Source organism: Sinorhizobium sp. 6-70 (assembly GCF_030124375.1).
Lineage (GTDB): Bacteria > Pseudomonadota > Alphaproteobacteria > Rhizobiales > Rhizobiaceae > Sinorhizobium.
The window spans coordinates 307,623-326,920 of sequence record NZ_JASKLS010000005.1; the positions used below are offsets into that span (position 1 = coordinate 307,623).

General features: G+C 63.8%; 18 protein-coding genes. 9 read left to right on the forward strand and 9 right to left on the reverse strand.

From position 1 onward, the window contains the following. Window positions 1-40: 40 nt before the first annotated feature. Both cobF and ung read right to left on the reverse strand, forming a co-directional pair. Complete coding sequence (gene cobF / locus QN222_RS13025; protein ID WP_283961226.1) at window positions 41-811, reverse strand: precorrin-6A synthase (deacetylating); 771 nt, start codon at window positions 809-811, stop codon at window positions 41-43. 174 nt (window positions 812-985) lie between these two features. Further along, window positions 986-1,693 (reverse strand): uracil-DNA glycosylase, encoded by a 708-nt coding sequence (gene ung / locus QN222_RS13030; protein ID WP_283961225.1) that lies wholly within the window; start codon window positions 1,691-1,693, stop codon window positions 986-988. 200 nt (window positions 1,694-1,893) lie between these two features. Between ung and modA the strand changes: the two genes are divergently transcribed. The 3 genes from modA to modC all read left to right on the forward strand — a co-directional run bounded on the left by modA (window position 1,894) and on the right by modC (window position 4,674). Then, complete coding sequence (gene modA / locus QN222_RS13035; protein ID WP_283961224.1) at window positions 1,894-2,694, forward strand: molybdate ABC transporter substrate-binding protein; 801 nt, start codon at window positions 1,894-1,896, stop codon at window positions 2,692-2,694. Window positions 2,695-2,911: 217 nt separating this feature from the next. Next, window positions 2,912-3,604, forward strand: coding sequence for a molybdate ABC transporter permease subunit (gene modB / locus QN222_RS13040; RefSeq protein WP_283961223.1), 693 nt, complete (start codon window positions 2,912-2,914; stop codon window positions 3,602-3,604). Continuing rightward, window positions 3,601-4,674, forward strand: a complete 1,074-nt coding sequence (gene modC, locus QN222_RS13045) for a molybdenum ABC transporter ATP-binding protein (protein ID WP_283961222.1) — start codon at window positions 3,601-3,603, stop codon at window positions 4,672-4,674. The genes modB and modC overlap by 4 nt, the downstream gene beginning before the upstream one ends. Before the next feature lie 12 nt (window positions 4,675-4,686). Here modC and QN222_RS13050 read toward each other — a convergent pair whose 3' ends face one another. Both QN222_RS13050 and QN222_RS13055 read right to left on the reverse strand, forming a co-directional pair. Further along, on the reverse strand, window positions 4,687-5,079 hold the full coding sequence (locus QN222_RS13050) for a winged helix-turn-helix domain-containing protein (protein WP_283961221.1): 393 nt from the start codon (window positions 5,077-5,079) through the stop codon (window positions 4,687-4,689). Between the two features lie 56 nt (window positions 5,080-5,135). Beyond that, window positions 5,136-5,873 (reverse strand): SDR family oxidoreductase, encoded by a 738-nt coding sequence (locus QN222_RS13055; protein WP_336621024.1) that lies wholly within the window; start codon window positions 5,871-5,873, stop codon window positions 5,136-5,138. Between the two features lie 339 nt (window positions 5,874-6,212). Between QN222_RS13055 and QN222_RS13060 the strand changes: the two genes are divergently transcribed. From QN222_RS13060 to lpdA, 5 genes are all read left to right on the forward strand, one after another. Further along, window positions 6,213-7,544 carry an FAD-binding oxidoreductase gene (locus QN222_RS13060; protein ID WP_283961219.1) on the forward strand — a complete coding sequence of 444 codons (1,332 nt, stop codon included), beginning with the start codon at window positions 6,213-6,215 and terminating at the stop codon, window positions 7,542-7,544. Between the two features lie 356 nt (window positions 7,545-7,900). Next, on the forward strand, window positions 7,901-9,133 hold the full coding sequence (locus QN222_RS13065) for a 3-methyl-2-oxobutanoate dehydrogenase (2-methylpropanoyl-transferring) subunit alpha (RefSeq protein ID WP_283961218.1): 1,233 nt from the start codon (window positions 7,901-7,903) through the stop codon (window positions 9,131-9,133). Window position 9,134: 1 nt separating this feature from the next. Next, on the forward strand, window positions 9,135-10,148 hold the full coding sequence (locus QN222_RS13070) for an alpha-ketoacid dehydrogenase subunit beta (protein ID WP_283961217.1): 1,014 nt from the start codon (window positions 9,135-9,137) through the stop codon (window positions 10,146-10,148). 2 nt (window positions 10,149-10,150) lie between these two features. Beyond that, a complete protein-coding gene (locus QN222_RS13075) occupies window positions 10,151-11,431 on the forward strand; it encodes a dihydrolipoamide acetyltransferase family protein (RefSeq protein ID WP_283961216.1) in 1,281 nt (426 codons plus the stop codon). 7 nt (window positions 11,432-11,438) lie between these two features. Continuing rightward, window positions 11,439-12,833 carry a dihydrolipoyl dehydrogenase gene (lpdA, locus tag QN222_RS13080; protein WP_283961215.1) on the forward strand — a complete coding sequence of 465 codons (1,395 nt, stop codon included), beginning with the start codon at window positions 11,439-11,441 and terminating at the stop codon, window positions 12,831-12,833. Window positions 12,834-13,075: 242 nt separating this feature from the next. Here lpdA and QN222_RS13085 read toward each other — a convergent pair whose 3' ends face one another. The 5 genes from QN222_RS13085 to hmgA form a co-directional block, all read right to left on the reverse strand. Next, the gene (locus QN222_RS13085) at window positions 13,076-14,257 is read right to left on the reverse strand and encodes an acetyl-CoA C-acyltransferase (protein WP_284005460.1); all 1,182 of its coding nucleotides are present in this window, start codon (window positions 14,255-14,257) and stop codon (window positions 13,076-13,078) included. Between the two features lie 221 nt (window positions 14,258-14,478). Beyond that, window positions 14,479-15,363: a formyltetrahydrofolate deformylase gene (gene purU / locus QN222_RS13090; protein ID WP_283964737.1), complete on the reverse strand. Its 885-nt coding sequence runs from the start codon at window positions 15,361-15,363 to the stop codon at window positions 14,479-14,481. 161 nt (window positions 15,364-15,524) lie between these two features. Next, a complete protein-coding gene (gene maiA / locus QN222_RS13095) occupies window positions 15,525-16,166 on the reverse strand; it encodes a maleylacetoacetate isomerase (protein WP_283964738.1) in 642 nt (213 codons plus the stop codon). Between the two features lie 34 nt (window positions 16,167-16,200). Beyond that, a complete protein-coding gene (locus tag QN222_RS13100) occupies window positions 16,201-17,217 on the reverse strand; it encodes a fumarylacetoacetate hydrolase family protein (protein ID WP_283964739.1) in 1,017 nt (338 codons plus the stop codon). 132 nt (window positions 17,218-17,349) lie between these two features. Next, window positions 17,350-18,711 (reverse strand): homogentisate 1,2-dioxygenase, encoded by a 1,362-nt coding sequence (gene hmgA, locus QN222_RS13105; protein WP_283964740.1) that lies wholly within the window; start codon window positions 18,709-18,711, stop codon window positions 17,350-17,352. A gap of 78 nt (window positions 18,712-18,789) precedes the next feature. Between hmgA and QN222_RS13110 the strand changes: the two genes are divergently transcribed. Further along, window positions 18,790-19,248 carry a MarR family transcriptional regulator gene (locus QN222_RS13110; protein WP_283964741.1) on the forward strand — a complete coding sequence of 153 codons (459 nt, stop codon included), beginning with the start codon at window positions 18,790-18,792 and terminating at the stop codon, window positions 19,246-19,248. Window positions 19,249-19,298: the final 50 nt, after the last annotated feature.

Below are 19,298 nucleotides of genomic sequence, written 5' to 3' on the forward strand. Positions count from 1 at the left end.
ATCAAAGAGCAAGCGAGGTCGCTGTCGCGCCCGCGGTGATTTACTCATCGAAATCGGCGCCTTTGCGCAGCAGGTAGATATCCATGATCCAGCCGATGCGCTGCCGCGCCGCGGCCCGCACCCTGAGGATCTCCTCCTTCACGTCCGCGAGACGGCCGGAGATGATGATCTCGTCCGGCGTGCCAAGATAGGCGCCCCAGTAGATGGCGGCGTCCGGATCGTCGATCTTCTCGAACGCCTGCTCCCCGTCGAGCATGACCACCGCCGTTTGGCTCTTGTCCGGAAAACTTTCGGCCAGCCGCCTGCCGGTGGTGATCTCGACCGGCTTGCCGACGAGATTGAGCGGGATGCGGTGGCTGGCGCAGAGCGCCTGAAGGCTGGTGATACCGGGAACGACTTCGAAATCGAAAGCCACATGGCCTCGCGCCTTTACGCGATCCACAATGCGGATCGTGCTGTCGTAAAGCATCGGGTCACCCCAGACCAGGAAGGCACCGGTCTGGCCTTCGGCGAGTTCGCCGAGCAGCAGTGCCTCATAGATGGCAGCGATGCTTCCGTGCCAGTCGTCGACGCTGCCGCTATAGCTCCGCCCCTCGGTCTGGCGCACCGGCACGGCGAACTCGACCGTGCGGCTGTCGCTTCTCGTCACGTAGCGCGCGCATATTTCGCGGCGGACCTCGGCAAGCTCCGTCTTCTTTGCCCCCTTGGTCGGGATGAAGAGCACGTCGGCCTTGTTGAGGGCGTTGATGGCCTGAATGGTCACGTGTTCGGGATTGCCCGCACCGATGCCGATAATCAGGATATGCCGCATCTTCTTCCGCCTCGCGCTACGCATCTAAGTTGAGACGCGGGATGCGGGCGGAAAACCGCGCACACTTTTCCTCATCCCGCTCCAATGCGGCAGTCTTTGGCCGATCGGAGGCGATGGCGCAAGGTTTGTCAGCGACAGGCGCCGGCGGGACCGCGTCAGTCCGAGCGATTGAGCTCACAGACCGTCGGCAATCTCCGGTTTCTCCGGCAACCGCCAGTCAATCGGATCGAAGCCCTTGGAAACGAGAAAGTCATTCGCCTTCGAGAAATGCCGGCAGCCGAGAAAGCCCGAATGCGCCGAAAGTGGAGAGGGATGCGCCGCCTTCAGCACGAGGTGCCGCGATTGATCGACAAAGGCTGCCTTCCTTTGCGCATAGGAGCCCCAAAGCATGAAGACGACGGGGTATTGCTGCTCGTTGACCGCCCGGATGACGGCGTCGGTGAAACGCTCCCAGCCTTTGCCCTGGTGCGATGCCGCCCGGCCTCGCTCGACCGTTAGCACGGCGTTCAGGAGCAGAACGCCCTGGCGCGCCCAGCTTTCGAGGAAGCCGTGGCGCGCCGGCGGGATGCCGAGGTCGTCCTGAAGCTCTTTGTAGATGTTGACGAGCGACGGCGGTATGCGCACGCCGGGGCGCACACTGAAGCAAAGCCCGTGCGCCTGGCCGTCGCCGTGATAGGGATCCTGCCCGAGGATAACGACGCGCACCTTATCGAGCGGAGTGAGGTCGAGCGCCCGGAAATATTCGCTGCCCTTCGGAAAGATCTGCCGGCCCTGCCCTTTCTCGTCCAGCAGGAACCGTTTGAGATCGGCCATATAGGTGTGACGGAATTCCGGTGCCAGCGCAGTCCTCCAGGTCTCTTCCAGCCTGATCGTCGCATCCATGGGCATGTCCTTCGCTTCTCTCTCGCTCCGGAATTTAGCCCCGCGGCCGCCCATCGCAAGCACTGCTGCGATGTCCGCCGCCTCGGTTCACTGTTTTTGATTATCCTTGCGGGAAGCATTGTATTTATTCGTATATAGCGCTAACCAAAACGGCGACGCGTTATATTCTCAAAAATATCACGAATGGATGGAGGCCGCGGATGAAGGGACAGGGAGATTGGCTCGCGGGTTTGGGGCTCAAAACTCTGGTGCTGGCGCTCGGCCTCGCTCTGGCAGGTGCGGTTCTCGCCCCGGCACATGCGGCAGAAAAAGTGACAGTCTTCGCTGCCGCAAGCTTGAAGAGCGCGCTCGACGCGATCAATGCCGAATGGCAAAAGGAAACCGGCAAGGAGACCACGGCCTCCTACGCCGCAAGCTCGGCCCTTGCGAAGCAAATCGAACAGGGCGCGCCCGCGGACGTCTTCATATCTGCCGACCTCGCATGGATGGACTATCTTGCCGATAAGAAGCTGATCAAAACAGACACGCGCTCCAACCTGCTTGGCAACCGCCTCGTCCTCGTTTCCGCAAAGCCCGATTCGAAAGCCGTCGATATCAAGCCCGGCTTCGACCTCGTCGCCCTCATTGGTGACGGCCGGCTGGCGATGGGCGCCGTCGACTCGGTTCCGGCCGGAAAATATGGCAAGGCGGCGTTGGAAAAGCTCGGCATCTGGCCGGCCGTCGAACAGAAGGTGGCGGGCGCCGAGAGCGTACGCGCCGCACTTCTCCTGGTGTCGCGCGGCGAGGCGCCCTATGGCATCGTCTACCAGACCGATGCGGTCGCCGATCCGGGCGTCACGGTGGTCGGCACGTTCCCGGAGGACAGTCATCCGCCGATCATCTATCCAATCGCCATTACGGCCGACAGCAAGAGCCCCGACACGGCCGCCTATATCGAGTTCGTCAGGTCGGCCAAGGCCGCAGCGTTTTTCGAAGCGCAGGGCTTCACGGTGCTCAAATAAGCCGCCGCGACACGCGTTTTGCGGATGCACGAGCCTGCTGAAATCATTATCGATTTATGGATAAGATCAAGTGGGCGTTCAGAGCGGGATGAGGAAAAGTGTGTGCGGTTTTCCGCTGGCATCCCGCTCTAATTTATCAGAATCGATCTCCGCGCCGCGGGTCGGACCAACTTGCGGCGCAGGATTTAGGCGCGGAGGAATTTGGCGTTTGGACTGGATGGCATTGAGCGACGCCGAATGGACGGCGGTCCGGCTGAGCCTGCGCGTCGCGACCGTCGCGATGCTGGGCAGTCTGCCGCTGGCACTGCTCGCCGCCATGGTGCTTGCGCGCGGACGCTTCTGGGGCAAGTCGATCCTGAACGGCCTCGTGCATATGCCGCTTGTCCTGCCGCCGGTGGTCACTGGCTTCGTGCTGCTGCTTCTCTTCGGCCGCCGCGGACCGATCGGCGCCTTCCTTGCCGAGAATTTCGGCATCGTCTTCTCCTTCCGCTGGACAGGTGCCGCGCTTGCCTGCGCAGTCATGGGTTTCCCCTTGATGGTGCGCAGCATCCGGCTGTCGATCGAGGCAGTCGACCGCAAGCTCGAGGACGCTGCCGCCACGCTTGGCGCCGGGCCCGCATGGGTCTTCCTGACGGTCACATTGCCGCTGATCCTTCCCGGCATCATCGCGGGCATGATCCTCTCCTTCGCCAAGGCGATGGGCGAGTTCGGAGCGACGATCACCTTCGTCTCCAACATCCCGGGCGAGACGCAGACGCTCTCCTCGGCGATTTACACCTTTACGCAAGTTCCGGGCGGCGATGCCGGAGCGTTGCGCCTTGCCGTCATCTCGGTCTTCATTTCGATGGGGGCATTGATGCTGTCGGAGGTTTTCGCCGCATTCGCAGCGAAACGGTCGGTGGCGGCATGAGCCTGGAGGTCGAAGCCAGCCACCGGATCGGAGCCTTCACAATCGACGCCGCGTTCACGTCCGACGGCAGCGTGACGGCGCTGTTCGGTCGTTCGGGATCGGGCAAGACGTCGCTGATCAACATCATCGCCGGACTTCTCCGTCCCGATGTCGGCCGGATCGTGCTCGACGGCGACGTGATCGCAGACAGCAGGAAGCAGATATTCACGCCGATCCACCGCCGTCGCTTCGGCTATGTCTTCCAGGAAGCGCGGCTTTTTCCGCACCTGAGCGTTCGCAGGAACCTCGCCTATGGGCGCTGGTTCGCCGGTTCGCAAAAGTCCGCCTCGGAATTCGGGCGGATCGTTGAAATGCTTGGCATCGGCCACCTGCTCGACCGTCGCCCCTCGACTCTTTCCGGCGGCGAACGGCAGCGCGTCGCCGTCGGCCGCGCGCTGCTTGCCTCTCCCCGCCTCTTGTTGATGGACGAGCCGCTCGCCGCGCTCGACGAGGCGCGAAAAGCAGAGATTCTCCCCTATCTGGAGCGGCTTCGCGACGAAACCAGAATTCCGATCGTCTACGTCAGCCACTCGGTCGCGGAAGTCGCGCGTCTGGCTGAGCGCGTCATCGTGATCGAGAACGGCCGGGTCAAGGCATCGGGCGACGCGGCCGTTATCTTGAGCCAGCCGGCCGCGGTGCACGCGATGGATTGGCGCGAGGCCGGCGCGCTGCTCGAAGGCGTGGTCGAGAGCCACGACAGCGCCCACAATCTGACGGCCGTCCGGGCGGGACAATGTCTCGTGCGGGTGCCGCAACTCTTCGTTCCGCCGGGCCACAGCGTTCGCCTGCACATCGCGGCGCGCGATGTGATGCTGGCCACCGTGCGCCCGGAAGGCATCAGCGCGCTCAACGTGTTCGAAGGAACGGTCATCGATCTGTCTCCCGACGAAAAAGGCAGCATCGACGTTCGCCTGCAGTGCGGCGGCAATGTCATTCTGGCCCGCATCACCGCCCTGTCGCGCGACGCGCTCCAGCTTGCACCCGGGAAATCCGTCCACGCGATCATCAAGACGGTGGCGCTCGACCACTGAGCGTGGGCGTGGTCACTCGTGCCGAGTCGCCTTCTCCATGGAAACAGCCGTCCGATCACGAACGGCCTCGAGCCAGTCGAGATCGTCCTCGAGCGCGGTGCAAGCCTTGGCCTCCATCGCCCGGAAGCGTTGGATCAGCATCTCTCCGAAAGCGGTGACGGCGGCACCGCCGCCCTGCTTGCCGCCGCGCTGCGATTCTACCGAAGGCTCCTTGAACATCCGGTTCAAGGCATCGACGAGCAGCCAGGCGCGCCGGTAGGACATGTTCATCGCGCGCCCGGCGGCGGAAATCGAGCCGGTTTCGCGGATGAGTTCCAGGAGCATGATCTTGCCGCGCCCAAGGCGATCGCCGGGCGGAAAGTCGATTCGCAGGACCGGGCGTAGGTTGGTGTCTTCGTCACGCATGCGGCGAGCATAGAGTCTCGGCCGAACTTCTGGAAGTCGGCCTGCGCGCAACCTTGTCAGAGGGTCATGCCGCCGTCGATCACATGCACCTGACCGGTCGTATAGGCAGATATGTCGCTGCCGAGATAAACGGCGAGCGCCGCGATCTCCTCGGGCGTGCCGAGGCGCCCCATTGGCTGGCGTGCGACGAAGGCGGCGCGCGCCTGCTCGTAGTTGCCCTGCGCCTTCATCCGCTCTTCCAGCGACGGCGATTGCACCGTACCCGGCGCGATGGCGTTGCAGCGGATGCCCTTGCCGATAAAATCGACTGCGACCGACTTGGTAAGGCCGACGACCGCGGCTTTGCTCGCCGAATAGACGAAGCGGTTCGGGACGCCCTTCGGCGCTCCGGCCACCGACGACATGTTGATGATCGAGCCGCCGCCCTTTTCGATCATACCGGGCAGGAAGGCGCGGATCATCCGGAACATCGATTTCACATTGAGGTCGAAGGCGAAGTCGTAGTCCTTCTCGCTCGCTTCAAGGATCGTGCCGGGATGGACGAAACCGGCGCAATTGAAGAGAACGTCGATGGCGCCGGTACGCGCTGCAAACCCAGCGATCGCCTGTTCGCTCAAGACGTCGAGCTTCGCCACCTCGATCCCTTCCGCCGCGAGTTCGGCAAGCTTTTCCTCATTGATGTCGGTCGCGACGACCGAGGCGCCTTCGCGCTTGAAAGCCTCGGCCGCCGCACGGCCGATACCTTGCGCCGCCGCCGTGATCACCGCCCGCTTGCCTTCAAGAAGTCCGCCCATGTTTCTTTCCAATCCGTGCCTTAGCTCGCGGGCCCTGCGGCCCGTCTCATGCTCGCCAAGAGACATCGGAGCGCGCCGATCTGTCAAGCGACCGAATCGTATGTTTATCGAAAAAGGACAGAATGATCGTGTATCAGTTCAAGGGGTGAAGCGCCCCCGAACGCTCTGCCTTGATGTGGCAATTGCGCATCGTAGCCAGCGAATTGGTCGTACGGCCTTGATCGGGCGCGAGGAACGGTGCAGCGATTGCCAGAGCGGGATGAGGAAAAGTGTGCGCGGTTTTCCGCCCGCATCCCGCTCTTACCTATTAGAATCGATCACCATATCCAAGAGGCACCTATGCCCGGCCCCGTTCTCGACCCTGTCATCACCGACGATTCGCTGCCGCCGAAAGCCGAGGTCGTCATTATCGGCGGTGGCATCATCGGTGTCAGCACGGCGCTCTTCCTCGCCGAACGTGGCGTTCAAGTCGTGCTCTGCGAAAAAGGCGCCCTCGGCGGCGAACAATCGAGCCGCAACTGGGGTTGGGTGCGCGTCATGGGCCGCGACCGCCGGGAAATCCCGCTTGCCATGGCGGCACTGAAAATCTGGGACACGCTCGATGCGCGCGTCGGCGGCGAAACCGGATTTCGCCGCAGCGGCATTCTGTATGTTTCGGAGAGCGAACAGGATATCGCCAATCGTGAGGCCTGGCTGGCGCACGCCAGACAGCACGGCGTCGACAGCTGCCAGATCGGCCCGGAGGAAACGCAGTCCAGGATGTCGGGAGCGACCACCCGCTACAAAGGCGCGCTCTTTACGCCGAGCGACGGGCGGGCCGAGCCGCAGAAGGCGGTGCCGGCAATTGCCGCGGGCGCCAGGCGCGCCGGGGCGCATATCGTCACCGGCTGCGCCGTGCGCGGGATCGAGAGAAGCGCTGGCCGGATCAGCGCTGTCATCACGGAAAAGGGCCGAATCGAAACCGCGGCGGTCGTCCTTGCCGGCGGTGCCTGGTCGCGGCTCTTCTGCAAGGGACTCGGAATCCGGCTACCGCAGCTGAAGGTGCGCAACACAGTGCTCAGAACCACGCCGGTTGACGGTGGCCCCGAGGGCGCCGGCGCGACGGCGACCTATGCCTATCGAAAGCGGCTCGACGGCGGCTATACCATCGCCGACGGCGGCGCCAACCTGCATCCCGTCGTCCCGGACAGTTTCACTTTCTTTCGTGATTTTCAGCCTGCGCGAAAGGCCGAGGGCGAGGCCGTGCAAGTCGGCTTGAGCGCACAGAGCTGGCGCGAACTCTTCGAGATCGCATCCGTGCCGCTCGACCGTCCGGGCGCCTTCGAACGCCACCGAATTCTAGATCCCCGACCCGATCCGCGCTCCGCGTTAAGGGCGTTCGAGGCGGCAAGACAGGTCCTCCCGGCGCTCCGACAGACCGCGCCGCTGCAGATCTGGGCCGGCCTCATCGACGTGACGCCCGATGCCGTGCCGATCATTTCCCATGCTGAAAACGTCCCCGGGCTGACGATCGCGACCGGATTTTCCGGCCATGGCTTCGGTATCGGTCCCGGCGCTGGTCACCTGGTCGCCGATCTGGTCGCGGGAGATCAGCCGATCGTCGACCCTGCGAATTTCCGGCTCTCGCGTTTTTCCGACGGCACGCCGCTCGAAATCGCGCCGCCGGTCTGAAGGCGCGGCTCCAAGCGCCGATCCCCGAACCGGCCGCGCAAGAAAATTTCTCGCAACGGTCGCTGCTGCCTGTTTCCCGTCGCGCATCCAAGACGCAATGGCAGTATTCTGTCTTTCTTCAAACGGCGGCCGGCCGAGACCGCGAAAACCCTTCATCTCCCCCTGAACTCATGGCAGTCTGTCAGCATGTATCCCCTTGGGAGAACGGGGATCGAGACGGCAAGTGGCGGCGTTGGGCAGAGGAGTATGCCACGGCGTGAGATCGTTGCCGTCACATGCCATGAGACCGGCAGCGGCGTTCTCCCGAAGCATGAATTGCGTGCGATGCGCAATCCGGATGGGAGGCCGGAACCCGCATGAGCGACCTCGACCGTTTGAGTTTGCATGTCCCCGAACCGGCCGTTCGGCCGGGCGGTCAGCCCGATTTCTCCAACGTCAAGATACCGAAGGCCGGTTCCGTTCCGCGCCCGGAGGTGGACGTCGCCCCGGAAGACATCAGGGACCTCGCCTTTTCCATCATCCGCGTGCTGAACCGCGATGGCGAAGCCGTCGGGCCCTGGGCCGGGCTCCTCTCCGACGCGGAGCTATTGGCCGGTCTCCGGCACATGATGATGCTGCGCGCCTTCGACGCGCGCATGCTGATGGCGCAGCGTCAGGGCAAGACATCCTTCTATATGCAGCATCTCGGCGAGGAGGCGGTAAGCTGCGCCTTCCGCAGGGCCCTTCGCAAGGGCGACATGAATTTCCCGACCTATCGTCAGGCCGGTCTTCTCATCGCCGACGATTACCCGATGGTCGAGATGATGAACCAGATCTTCTCGAACGAGAGCGACCCGTGCCACGGACGCCAGCTACCGGTGATGTACACCTCCAAGGAGCACGGCTTCTTCACGATTTCCGGCAATCTCGCCACCCAATATGTCCAGGCGGTCGGCTGGGCCATGGCCTCGGCGATCAAGAACGATTCGCGCATCGCCGCCGGCTGGATCGGTGACGGCTCGACGGCGGAGTCGGACTTCCATTCCGCACTGGTCTTTGCATCGACTTACCGGGCGCCCGTCATCCTCAACATCGTCAACAATCAGTGGGCGATCTCGACCTTCCAGGGCATCGCCCGCGGTGGGTCGGGTACCTTTGCGGCGCGCGGCTTGGGCTTCGGCATTCCGGCGCTGCGCGTCGACGGCAACGACTATCTCGCCGTCTACGCGGTCGCGCGCTGGGCGGCGGAGCGGGCGCGACGCAACCTCGGTCCGACGCTGATCGAATATGTGACCTATCGCGTCGGTGCGCACTCCACCTCCGATGACCCGAGCGCCTATCGCCCGAAGACGGAATCGGAGGCCTGGCCGCTTGGCGATCCGGTCTTGAGATTGAAGAAGCACCTGATCGTCCGGGGCGCGTGGTCGGAAGAACGCCACGCCCAGGCGGAAGCCGAAATCATGGACGAAGTGATCCAGGCGCAGAAAAAGGCGGAAATCCACGGCACGCTGCATGCCGGCGGCAAGCCGTCCGTACGCGATATTTTCGAGGGTGTTTACGCCGAGATGCCGCCGCACATCCGCCGCCAGCGGCAAAAGGCAGGGTACTGACATGGCCAGAATGACAATGATCGAGGCGGTGCGCAGCGCCATGGACGTCTCTATGGCGCGCGACGAGAACGTCGTCGTGTTCGGCGAGGACGTCGGCTATTTCGGCGGCGTTTTCCGCTGCACGCAAGGGCTTCAGGCAAAGTACGGCACGACCCGCTGCTTCGACGCGCCGATCAGCGAATCCGGCATCGTCGGCACTGCCATCGGCATGGCCGCCTACGGGCTGAAGCCCTGCGTCGAAATCCAGTTTGCCGACTACATGTATCCGGCCTACGACCAGATTACCCAGGAGGCGGCGCGCATTCGCTACCGCTCCAACGGCGACTTTACCTGCCCGATCGTCCTGCGCATGCCGACAGGCGGCGGCATCTTCGGCGGCCAGACCCACAGCCAGAGCCCGGAAGCGCTTTTCACCCATGTCTGCGGGCTGAAGGTCATCGTTCCGTCAAACCCCTACGACGCCAAGGGACTCCTGATTTCGGCGATCGAGGATCCCGATCCGGTGATGTTCCTGGAGCCGAAGCGGCTCTACAACGGGCCGTTCGACGGCCACCACGAACGTCCGGTGACGCCCTGGTCGAAGCATGAGCTCGGCGACGTCCCGGAGGGCCACTACACGATCCCGATCGGCAAGGCCGAAATCCGCCGCAAGGGCTCGGCCGTGACGGTGGTCGCCTATGGGACCATGGTGCATGTCGCGCTCGCTGCCGCCGAAGAAACCAGGATCGATGCGGAAGTGATCGACCTGCGCAGCCTGCTGCCGCTCGATCTAGATACGATCGTGCAGTCGGTGACGAAGACGGGACGCTGCGTCGTCGTGCACGAGGCGACGCTGACCTCCGGCTTTGGCGCTGAGCTCGTGTCTCTCGTCCAGGAGCATTGCTTCTATCATCTGGAGGCCCCCGTGGTCCGGGTGACCGGCTGGGATACACCCTACCCGCATGCGCAGGAATGGGACTATTTCCCCGGCCCCGCGCGCGTCGGCCGCGCGCTCACCGAAGTGATGGAGGCCTGACGATGGGCGAATTTATCCTGAAGATGCCCGATGTCGGCGAAGGCGTCGCCGAGGCCGAGCTGGTCGAGTGGCACGTGAAGCCCGGCGACCCTGTGCGCGAGGACATGGTGCTCGCCGCGGTCATGACCGACAAGGCGACCGTCGAGATCCCCTCGCCCGTCACCGGCACGGTGCTATGGCTTGGCGCTGAAATCGGTGACACGGTCGCCGTCAAGGCACCGCTTGTGCGCATCGAGGTCTCGGGCGACGGTGCCGCTGCCACCGAAATCGCCACAACCGCCGTCCCGGCCGAGCCGGTGGTGAAGGAGCAGGCGCCTGCGCCGGAGGTAAAGAAGGCGTCGCCTCTAAAACCTGAACCGAAAGCCGTTGCGGAGGCGCCCACAGTCCCGCCTCCGACACGCGACATGGCGAAGAAACCGCTCGCCTCGCCGGCCGTCCGGCTACGCGCGAAGGACAGCGGTGTCGACCTCAGGCAGGTAACCGGCACCGGCCCCGCTGGCCGGATCACCCATGACGATCTCGACCTTTTCCTGAGCCGCGGCGCCCAGCCGGCGCCGGCGATCACCGGTCTCGTCCGCAAGACGGCGGTGGAGGAAATCAAGGTCACCGGCCTCAGGCGCCGCATCGCCGAAAAGATGACGCTGTCCACCTCGCGCATTCCCCACATCACCTATGTGGAGGAAATGGACATGACGGCGCTTGAAGACCTGCGCGCGATGATGAACCGCGACCGCAAGCCCGACCAGCCGAAGCTGACGGTCCTGCCCTTCCTGATGCGGGCGCTGGTCAAGACCATCGCCGAGCAGCCGGGCGTCAACGCAACCTTCGACGATGGCGCCGGCGTCATTCATCGGCATGCCGCCGTTAATATCGGCATCGCCACCCAGACCCACGCCGGCCTGACCGTTCCCGTCGTGCGCCACGCCGAAGCGCGCGGAATCTGGGATTGCGCCGCAGAGCTGAACAGGCTGGCGGACGCCGCCCGCACCGGGACCGCGACCCGCGACGAGCTGACCGGTTCGACCATTACCATCAGTTCGCTCGGCGCACTTGGCGGCATCGCCTCGACGCCGGTCATCAACCACCCGGAGGTGGCGATCGTCGGGGTCAACAAGATCGCCATCCGTCCGGTCTGGGACGGGACGCAATTCGTACCGCGCAAGATCATGAACCTCTCATCGAGCTTCGATCATCGCGTCATAGACGGCTGGGACGCCGCGACCTTCGTCCAGCGGCTGAAGACGCTGCTCGAAACGCCCGCGCTGATTTTCGTTGAAGGATGATGCGATCATGAAGGAAATCTCCTGCAAGCTGCTGGTGCTTGGCGCCGGTCCCGGCGGCTATGTCTGCGCCATCCGCGCGGGCCAGCTCGGTGTCGACACCGTGATCGTCGAAAAGGCGAAGGCCGGCGGCACCTGCCTCAATGTCGGCTGCATCCCCTCGAAGGCACTGATCCACGCGGCGGAAGAATTTCACAAGCTCCGTGCCGCGGCATCCGGCAAGAGCCCGCTTGGACTTTCGCTGAGTGCGCCGGCGATCGACCTCGCGCGCACCGTCGCCTGGAAGGACGGCATCGTCGGGCGGCTGAACGGCGGCGTAACGGGCCTCTTGAAAAAGGCGGGCGTCAAGGCGGTTGTCGGTGAAGCGCGCTTCGTCGACGGCAAGACCGTGGACGTCGAGACCGAGACCGGTCTGCAGCGCATTCGTGCCGAGGCGATCGTCGTCGCCACGGGCTCGGCACCGGTCGAACTTCCAGATCTGCCCTTCGGCGACAACGTTATCTCCTCGACCGGCGCGCTGGCGCTCAAAACGGTGCCCGAGACGTTGGCCGTCATCGGCGGCGGCTATATCGGCCTCGAGCTCGGCACCGCCTTCGCCAAACTCGGCTCGAAGGTCACCGTGCTCGAAGCGATGGACCGTATCCTGCCGCAATATGACGCCGATCTTTCGAAGCCGGTGATGAAGCGCCTCGGCGAACTCGGCATCGATGTTTTCACGCGTACCGCCGCCAAACGCCTCTCGGCCGATGGCCGCGGTCTGCTTGCGGAAGAAAGCGGCCGCCCCTTCGAGGTGCCCGCCGAAAAGGTCCTCGTGACCGTCGGCCGCAGACCCGTCACGGACGGGTGGGGCATCGAGGAGATCGACCTCGATCGCGCCGGGAAATTCATCCGCATCGACGACCAGTGCCGCACCTCCATGCGCGGCATCTATGCGATCGGCGACGTCACCGGCGAACCGATGCTCGCACATCGCGCCATGGCGCAGGGCGAGATGGTTGCCGAGATCGTTGCCGGGCGGAAGCGGAGCTGGGACAAGCATTGCATCCCGGCCGTCTGCTTCACCGACCCGGAGATCGTCAGCGCCGGCCTTGCACCGGACGAGGCGCGCGCAACCGGCGTCGAAATCAAGATCGGCCAGTTTCCGTTCCAGGCGAACGGGCGCGCCATGACAACGCTTTCCGAAGACGGTTTCGTCCGCGTCGTCGCACGTGCCGACAATCATATCGTGCTCGGCATCCACGCGGTCGGCCATGGCGTCTCGGAGCTCTCGGCGACCTTCGCGCTGGCGATCGAGATGGGCGCGCGGCTTGAGGATATTGCCGGGACGATCCATGCGCATCCGACCCAGTCGGAAGCGTTCCAGGAGGCAGCCTTCAAGGCGCTGGGGCACGCGTTGCATATCTGAGGCGGTGAGCGCCCTCATCGGGGCGAGGCGGTCCGCCCCTCATCCCGCTGCCGCGAAGGGGCAAGCCGCGTCCACTCATTTCCCATCACCGCCTACTTTTGAAGCTCGGCCGGGGACCGGAATGGTCAATTGGAGCATGGTAGGGCAAAAGATCGAGTCGCGACCTTGTCCCCTCTCCCCGCCTGCAGGGAGAGGGCTAGGGTGAGGGGCCATCCACCCGGTCGCTCAAATGCCAAATCTTGCTACTGCAGCAGTTCCAACCCGACTGCCGTCGCCTCGCCGCCGCCGATGCAGAGTGAGGCGATGCCGCGTTTGACGCCGTTCGCCCGCATTGCATTCAGCAGCGTCACGACGATACGGGCGCCCGAGGCGCCGATCGGGTGGCCGAGCGCGCAAGCGCCGCCATGGATGTTGACGATCTCGTCGGAGAGGCCGAGATCGCGGATCGCCGCCATGGCGACGACGGCAAAGGCCTCGTTGATCTCATAGAGCCCGACGCTGCCCTTCTCCCAGTTGAGCTTGTCCATGAGCTTCTCGATCGCGCTGATCGGTGCTGTGGTAAACCAGGCAGGCTCCTGGGCGTGGCCCGCATGGCCGGCAACGATCGCAAGCGGTGTCAGCCCACGCTTCTCCGCTTCGCTCGCGCGCATCAGTATCAGGGCGGCGGCGCCGTCGGAGATCGAGGAGGAATTGGCGGCCGTGACGCTGCCGCCGTCGCGGAAGGCGGGCTTCAGCTTCGGTATCTTCGCCGGATCGGCCTTCGTCGGCCCCTCATCCCGGTCGAGATTGGCGCTCCCGCGTTTGCCGCCATCCACGACCGCCACAAGTTCGCTGGCAAAGGACTTCTCCTCTGCCGCCTTCAGCGCCCTTTCGAGAGAACGCAGCGCGAAGGCGTCCTGATCGGCCCGCGAGAACTGGTAATGCTGCGCCGTATCCTCGGCATAGGTGCCCATCAATCGACCGGAATAGGCGTCCTCCAGCCCGTCAAGGAACATGTGATCCTTGACTTCGCCGTGGCCGAGCCGGAAACCGCCACGGGCCTTGGGCAGCAGATAGGGGGCGTTGGTCATCGACTCCATGCCGCCGGCGGCAATCACCGACGCACTGCCGGAAAGAAGCGCGTCATGACCGAGCATAAGCGCCTTCATGCCGGAGCCGCAGACCTTCGAGACCGTGGTCGAGGGCGTTTCCTTTCCGAGGCCGGCGCCAAGCGCGGCCTGCCGAGCGGGGTTCTGGCCGATGCCGGCCGGCAAGACATTGCCCATCAGGACTTCGTCGACCGCATCGAGAGCGGCGCGCTCAAGCGCCGCCTTCAGCGCGACGGCGCCGAGCTCCGGTGCTGTAAGGTCCTTCAGTCCTCCCTGAAAGGCACCCATCGGCGTGCGCGCCGCTGAAACGATAACCACCGGATCGCGATTGCTCATTGTAGTCCTCCTCATAGGAACCGTGCGGTCCTCAGCCCCTCATCCCGCTGCCGCGACCTTCTCGCCGCTCGCGGGGAGAAGGGGCATGCCGTACCGTCCCCTCGCCCCGCATGCGGGGAGAGGGCTAGGGTGAGGGGCAGATCTGCCGACGAGAACCACCATGCCTCAAGGCGACTATAGCCGCCCAATGGAACGAAGCAACACCGGAGAAATCGGTTGCCTCACCCCATCCGCTCCGAGGCATAGCTTCCCGGGCTCGGCGGGAAGACGACGACGCGGTTGCCGTTGATGAAGCAGCGGTGGTGGATGTGGGCGTGGACGGCACGCGCCAGCACCTGGCTTTCGACGTCGCGGCCGATCGAGACATAGTCGTCGGCGCTTTGCGCATGGGTGATGCGGGCGATGTCCTGTTCGATGATCGGCCCCTCGTCGAGATCGGCGGTGACGTAATGCGCCGTCGCGCCGATCAGCTTCACGCCGCGCTCGTAGGCCTGCTTGTAGGGGTTCGCGCCTTTGAAGCTCGGCAGGAACGAGTGATGGATGTTGATGATCCTCCCCGACATCTTCTTGCAGAGCGCGTCGGACAAGACCTGCATGTAGCGGGCGAGCACGATCAGTTCGGCGCCGGTCTGCTCGACGAGTTCCATCAGTTGCGCTTCCGCCTTCGGCTTGTTCTCCTTCGTCACCTTGATGCAGTGGAAGGGGATGTCGTGATTGACGACCACCTTCTGGTAGTCGAAGTGGTTGGAGACGACGCCGACGATGTCGATCGGCAGCGCGCCGATCTTCCAGCGGTAGAGCAGGTCGTTGAGGCAATGACCGAAACGCGACACCATCAACAGCACCTTGGTGCGCTCTTCGGAATCGCGGATTTCCATCGCCATCTCGAAACGCTTGATAACCGGTGCAAAGCCCTCGCGCAGTTCCTCCAGCTTCGCCCCGTCCTGGCTGATGAAGCTGAGCCGCATGAAGAAGAGACCCGTCTCGAGATCGTCGAACTGCGAGCTGTCGCTGATGTAACAGCCCTTTTCCGCAAGATAACCGGTGACGGCGGCGACGATGCCGCGAGTGGATTTGCAGGTGACGGTCAGCACGTAGCTTTTCATCGATGGATCTCTCTCTAGAGGTGTTTCCGGCCCCCTTATGCGGGCAGTCACGCGAAAACTAGCGTGACGATTTCAGGCCTGCCGATCCATTCGCGACATCGGCTGGACGGAACAGGCCACGGCGAACCGTGCAGAATGGCGTATTTCGAGAGGCTTCGGCCTTAACGGCTTGCGCGGTCGGGATGTGCGCTCATGAAGGCATCGACCTCGGCGCAGCGCGCGTCGATCGCGACGATCCTTGGGCAAGCGGAGAGATCGACGCCCCAGCGCCGCGCGTTATAGACCTGCGGCACGAGGCAGAAATCCGCCATGGTCGGCCGGTCGCCGTGACAGAACTCTGCGGTGGACGGGTGATCGAGCATACGCTCGAAGGCAGCAAGGCCTTCGCCGATGAACTTGAGCATCCAGGCGCTCCGTGCCGCTTCGCCGTCCTCGGCAGAGGCCATGACATAACCAATCACCCCGAGATTGCAGACGGGATGGATATCCATGGCGATGGCATAGGACAGCGCACGCACCCGCTGCCGGCCGATCGCGTCGGCAGGCAGAAAGCCGCTGCCTTCCCTCGTCTCCGCCAGATACTCGATGATCGCCAGCGACTGGGTAAAACGTTCGCCATCGATATCGAGTACCGGCACCAGGCCTTGCGGATTGCGCGCCAGATGGTCCGGCCCACGATGGGCCTTGGCGATGAGATCGATCGGAACGGAGGCGTAGGTCTCGCCGAGCTGATTGAGGGCGATCCGCACGCGATAGCTCGCCGACGAGCGCCAGTAGTCGTAAAGAACGGTTTCGTTCGCCACGTATTGCCTCCGATCCGATCGGTTTCCCACGCCGTCAGGCGCGGTCGGATTTCTCGACCGTCTGTTCGATCGCGCCGAAAATCGAATGGCCAGCGGCATCCTTCATCTCGATCCGGACCACGTCGCCGAATTTGAGGAACTGCGTTCTCGGCGCACCGCTGTCGATCGTCTCGATCATGCGGATCTCGGCGATGCAGGAGTAGCCAGCCCCGCCTGCCGCGACCGGCTTGCCCGGCCCGCCATCGAGCTTGTTGGAAACGGTACCGGAACCAATGATCGTGCCGGCCGAAAGCGGCCGGGTACGGGCCGCATGCGCGATCAATTGCGGAAAGTCGAAGGTCATGTCGACGCCGGCATTGGCGCGACCGAACGGCTTGCCATTGAGGTCGACGTTGAGCGACAGGTGCAATTTGCCGCCGTCCCAGGCATCGCCCAGTTCGTCGGGAGTTACGGCGACCGGCGAGAAGGCGGACGACGGTTTCGACTGGTAGAAGCCGAAGCCCTTGGCAAGCTCGGCGGGGATGAGCCCGCGCAGCGAAACGTCGTTGACCAGCATGACGAGGCGGATCGCCCCCCGGGCTTCCTCGAGGCTCGCTCCCATCGCCACGTCATCAATGACGACCGCGACTTCGCCCTCCATGTCGATGCCCCAGGCCTCGTCGGCCATGATGATCGGATCGCGCGGCCCGAGAAAGCTGTCGGAGCCGCCCTGATAGATCAGCGGATCGGTCCAGAAACTTGCCGGCATTTCGGCGTTTCGCGCCTTCCTGACGAGCTCGACATGATTGACATAGGCCGAACCGTCGGCCCACTGATACGCCCGTGGCAAAGGAGAGGCCGCATCGTGCTCGTGAAAGCGCATCGTCGGCTGAGATCCGGTCTCCATGCCTTCCGCGACGCGCGCGAGCCGTGGGCCGGCATGCGCCCAATCGTCAAGCGCCGCCTGCAGCGTGCGGGCGATATGGCCCACATCGGAGCAACGGGTCAGGTCTTTCGAGACCACGACGAGCCTGCCGTCGCGGGTGGAGTCTTTCAGCGTCGCAAGTTTCATGGAGTGGTGTTTCCCGATGTGTTCTGTTGATCCGCGTCGGACGGCGCAGATGGAGGCTCACTACAGCGTCCTTTGCGCGTCTGAAAAGACGCGCGGCGCTGTAGGCAGCATGTCACGGATCGCCGGCAGAAGTCACTTGATTCCGGGAGTACCGTCGAATTTCCGCTCGAGCCCGGACCAGCAGTCGATGTAATCGTCCTGCCGGGTCTCGAGCTCCGCCGCGAACTTCGTCAATTGCTGCGGGAATCGCGTCTCGAACATGAAGGCCATGGTGTTGTCGAGCTTCACCGGCTTCAGCTCTCCGTTCGATGCCTTCTCGAAACCAGTGAAGTCCGGCCCGTGCGGCAGCATCATGTTGTGCAGGCTCATCCCGCCCGGCACGAAGCCTTCCTCCTTGGCGTCGTAGCGCCCATAGATCAGCCCCATGAACTCGCTCATGATGTTGCGGTGATACCAGGGCGGGCGGAAGGTGTGTTCGGCGACCAGCCAACGCGGCGGGAAGATGACGAAATCGACATTGGCCGTACCCTCCTCGCCCGAAGGCGCCGTCAGCACGGTGAAGATCGACGGATCCGGGTGGTCAAACAGGATCGCGCCGACCGGAGAGAAGGTTTTCAGGTCGTATTTGTAGGGCACGTAGTTGCCATGCCACGCAACGACATCGAGCGGCGAATGGCCGATTTCGGTGACATGGAAGGAGCCGCACCATTTCACATGGACGCGGCACGGCATTTCCTTGTCTTCGTAGGCGGCGATCGGCGTCTTGAAATCGCGCGGATTGGCAAGGCAATTGGCGCCGATCGGCCCGCGATCCGGCAGCGTGAACTTCGCGCCGTAGTTTTCGCAAATGTAACCGCGCCAGAGCTTTTCCTCGCTGAGCCGGGTGACCTTGAACATCGTCCCGCGCGGCACAATGCAGATTTCCGACGGTTCGACGTCCATCTTGCCGAGTTCGGTGAAGACGCGGATGGCGCCGGTTTCCGGCACGATCAGCAACTCGCCGTCGGCATTGAAGAAATAGTCGTCGACCATGTCGGCATTGAAGGCATAGGTATGGGCCGCCATCCCCGCCTGCGTCAGGACGTCGCCGGCGGTGGTCATGGTACGGATACCTTCGAGAAAATTCAGCCTTTCCAACGGCGTCGGCAACGGGCTCCAGCGCAGTTGACCCAGCGCGAGCGAGTGCTCGGCAACGTGCGGCGCCGTCTTCCAATGCGGATAGTCGATCTTCTTGAAACGTCCGGTGTGCTTGACGCTCGGGCGGATGCGGTAGAGCCAGGAGCGCTCATTGGTGCCGCGCGGCGCGGTGAACGGAGAACCGGAAAGCTGCTCCGCGTAAAGTCCATATTCGCATTTCTGCGGGCTGTTCTGGCCCTGCGGCAGGGCGCCCGGCAAGCTTTCGGTCTCGAAATCATTGCCAAATCCGGGCATGTAGGAGAGCGCCCGTTCCGCAGCCGTGCCGGCTTCGCGTTGCTTTTCCGCCTTTTCCAACATGGCTTGCACCTCCTCTTTTCCTCGGTATATTGGTTGCAATCGTAACTATTGATTTTGTAACTATCAAGGAAGGAAGCGATGGCGCGGGATGAGTTCGAACTGGAGAGCTTCCTGCCCTACCGGCTCAACCGGGCGGCGGAATTCGTCGCGCTGCGCTTTGCGGCGCAGTACCGGGCGCGCTACCAGCTCACCCGTCCGGAATGGCGAACGCTCGCCGCACTCGGCAGCTCCGGCCGCAGCATGACGGCGACCGAGATCGGCGCGCATTCCACCATGCACAAGACGAAGGTGAGCCGGGCCGTCTTCAGCCTCGAACAGCGCCGCTGGCTGAAGCGCGAGGAGGACGGTCGCGACCGCCGTTTCGAGCATCTGGCGCTGACGCCCGCAGGCGAGCAGGCCTACAAGGAACTGACCGAGCTCGCCAGCCGCTATCAGGCCGAGCTGCTTTCGATGCTCGGAACGGAGGACATGAAGGCACTTTCCACGGGCTTGCGCGGCGTCGAACGGGTGATGACGAAAGCGGCCGTGCGGGGCTGACCGACGCCAATGACAAGATGCGGGACGCGCCGATCATCCCATCCGCCGTG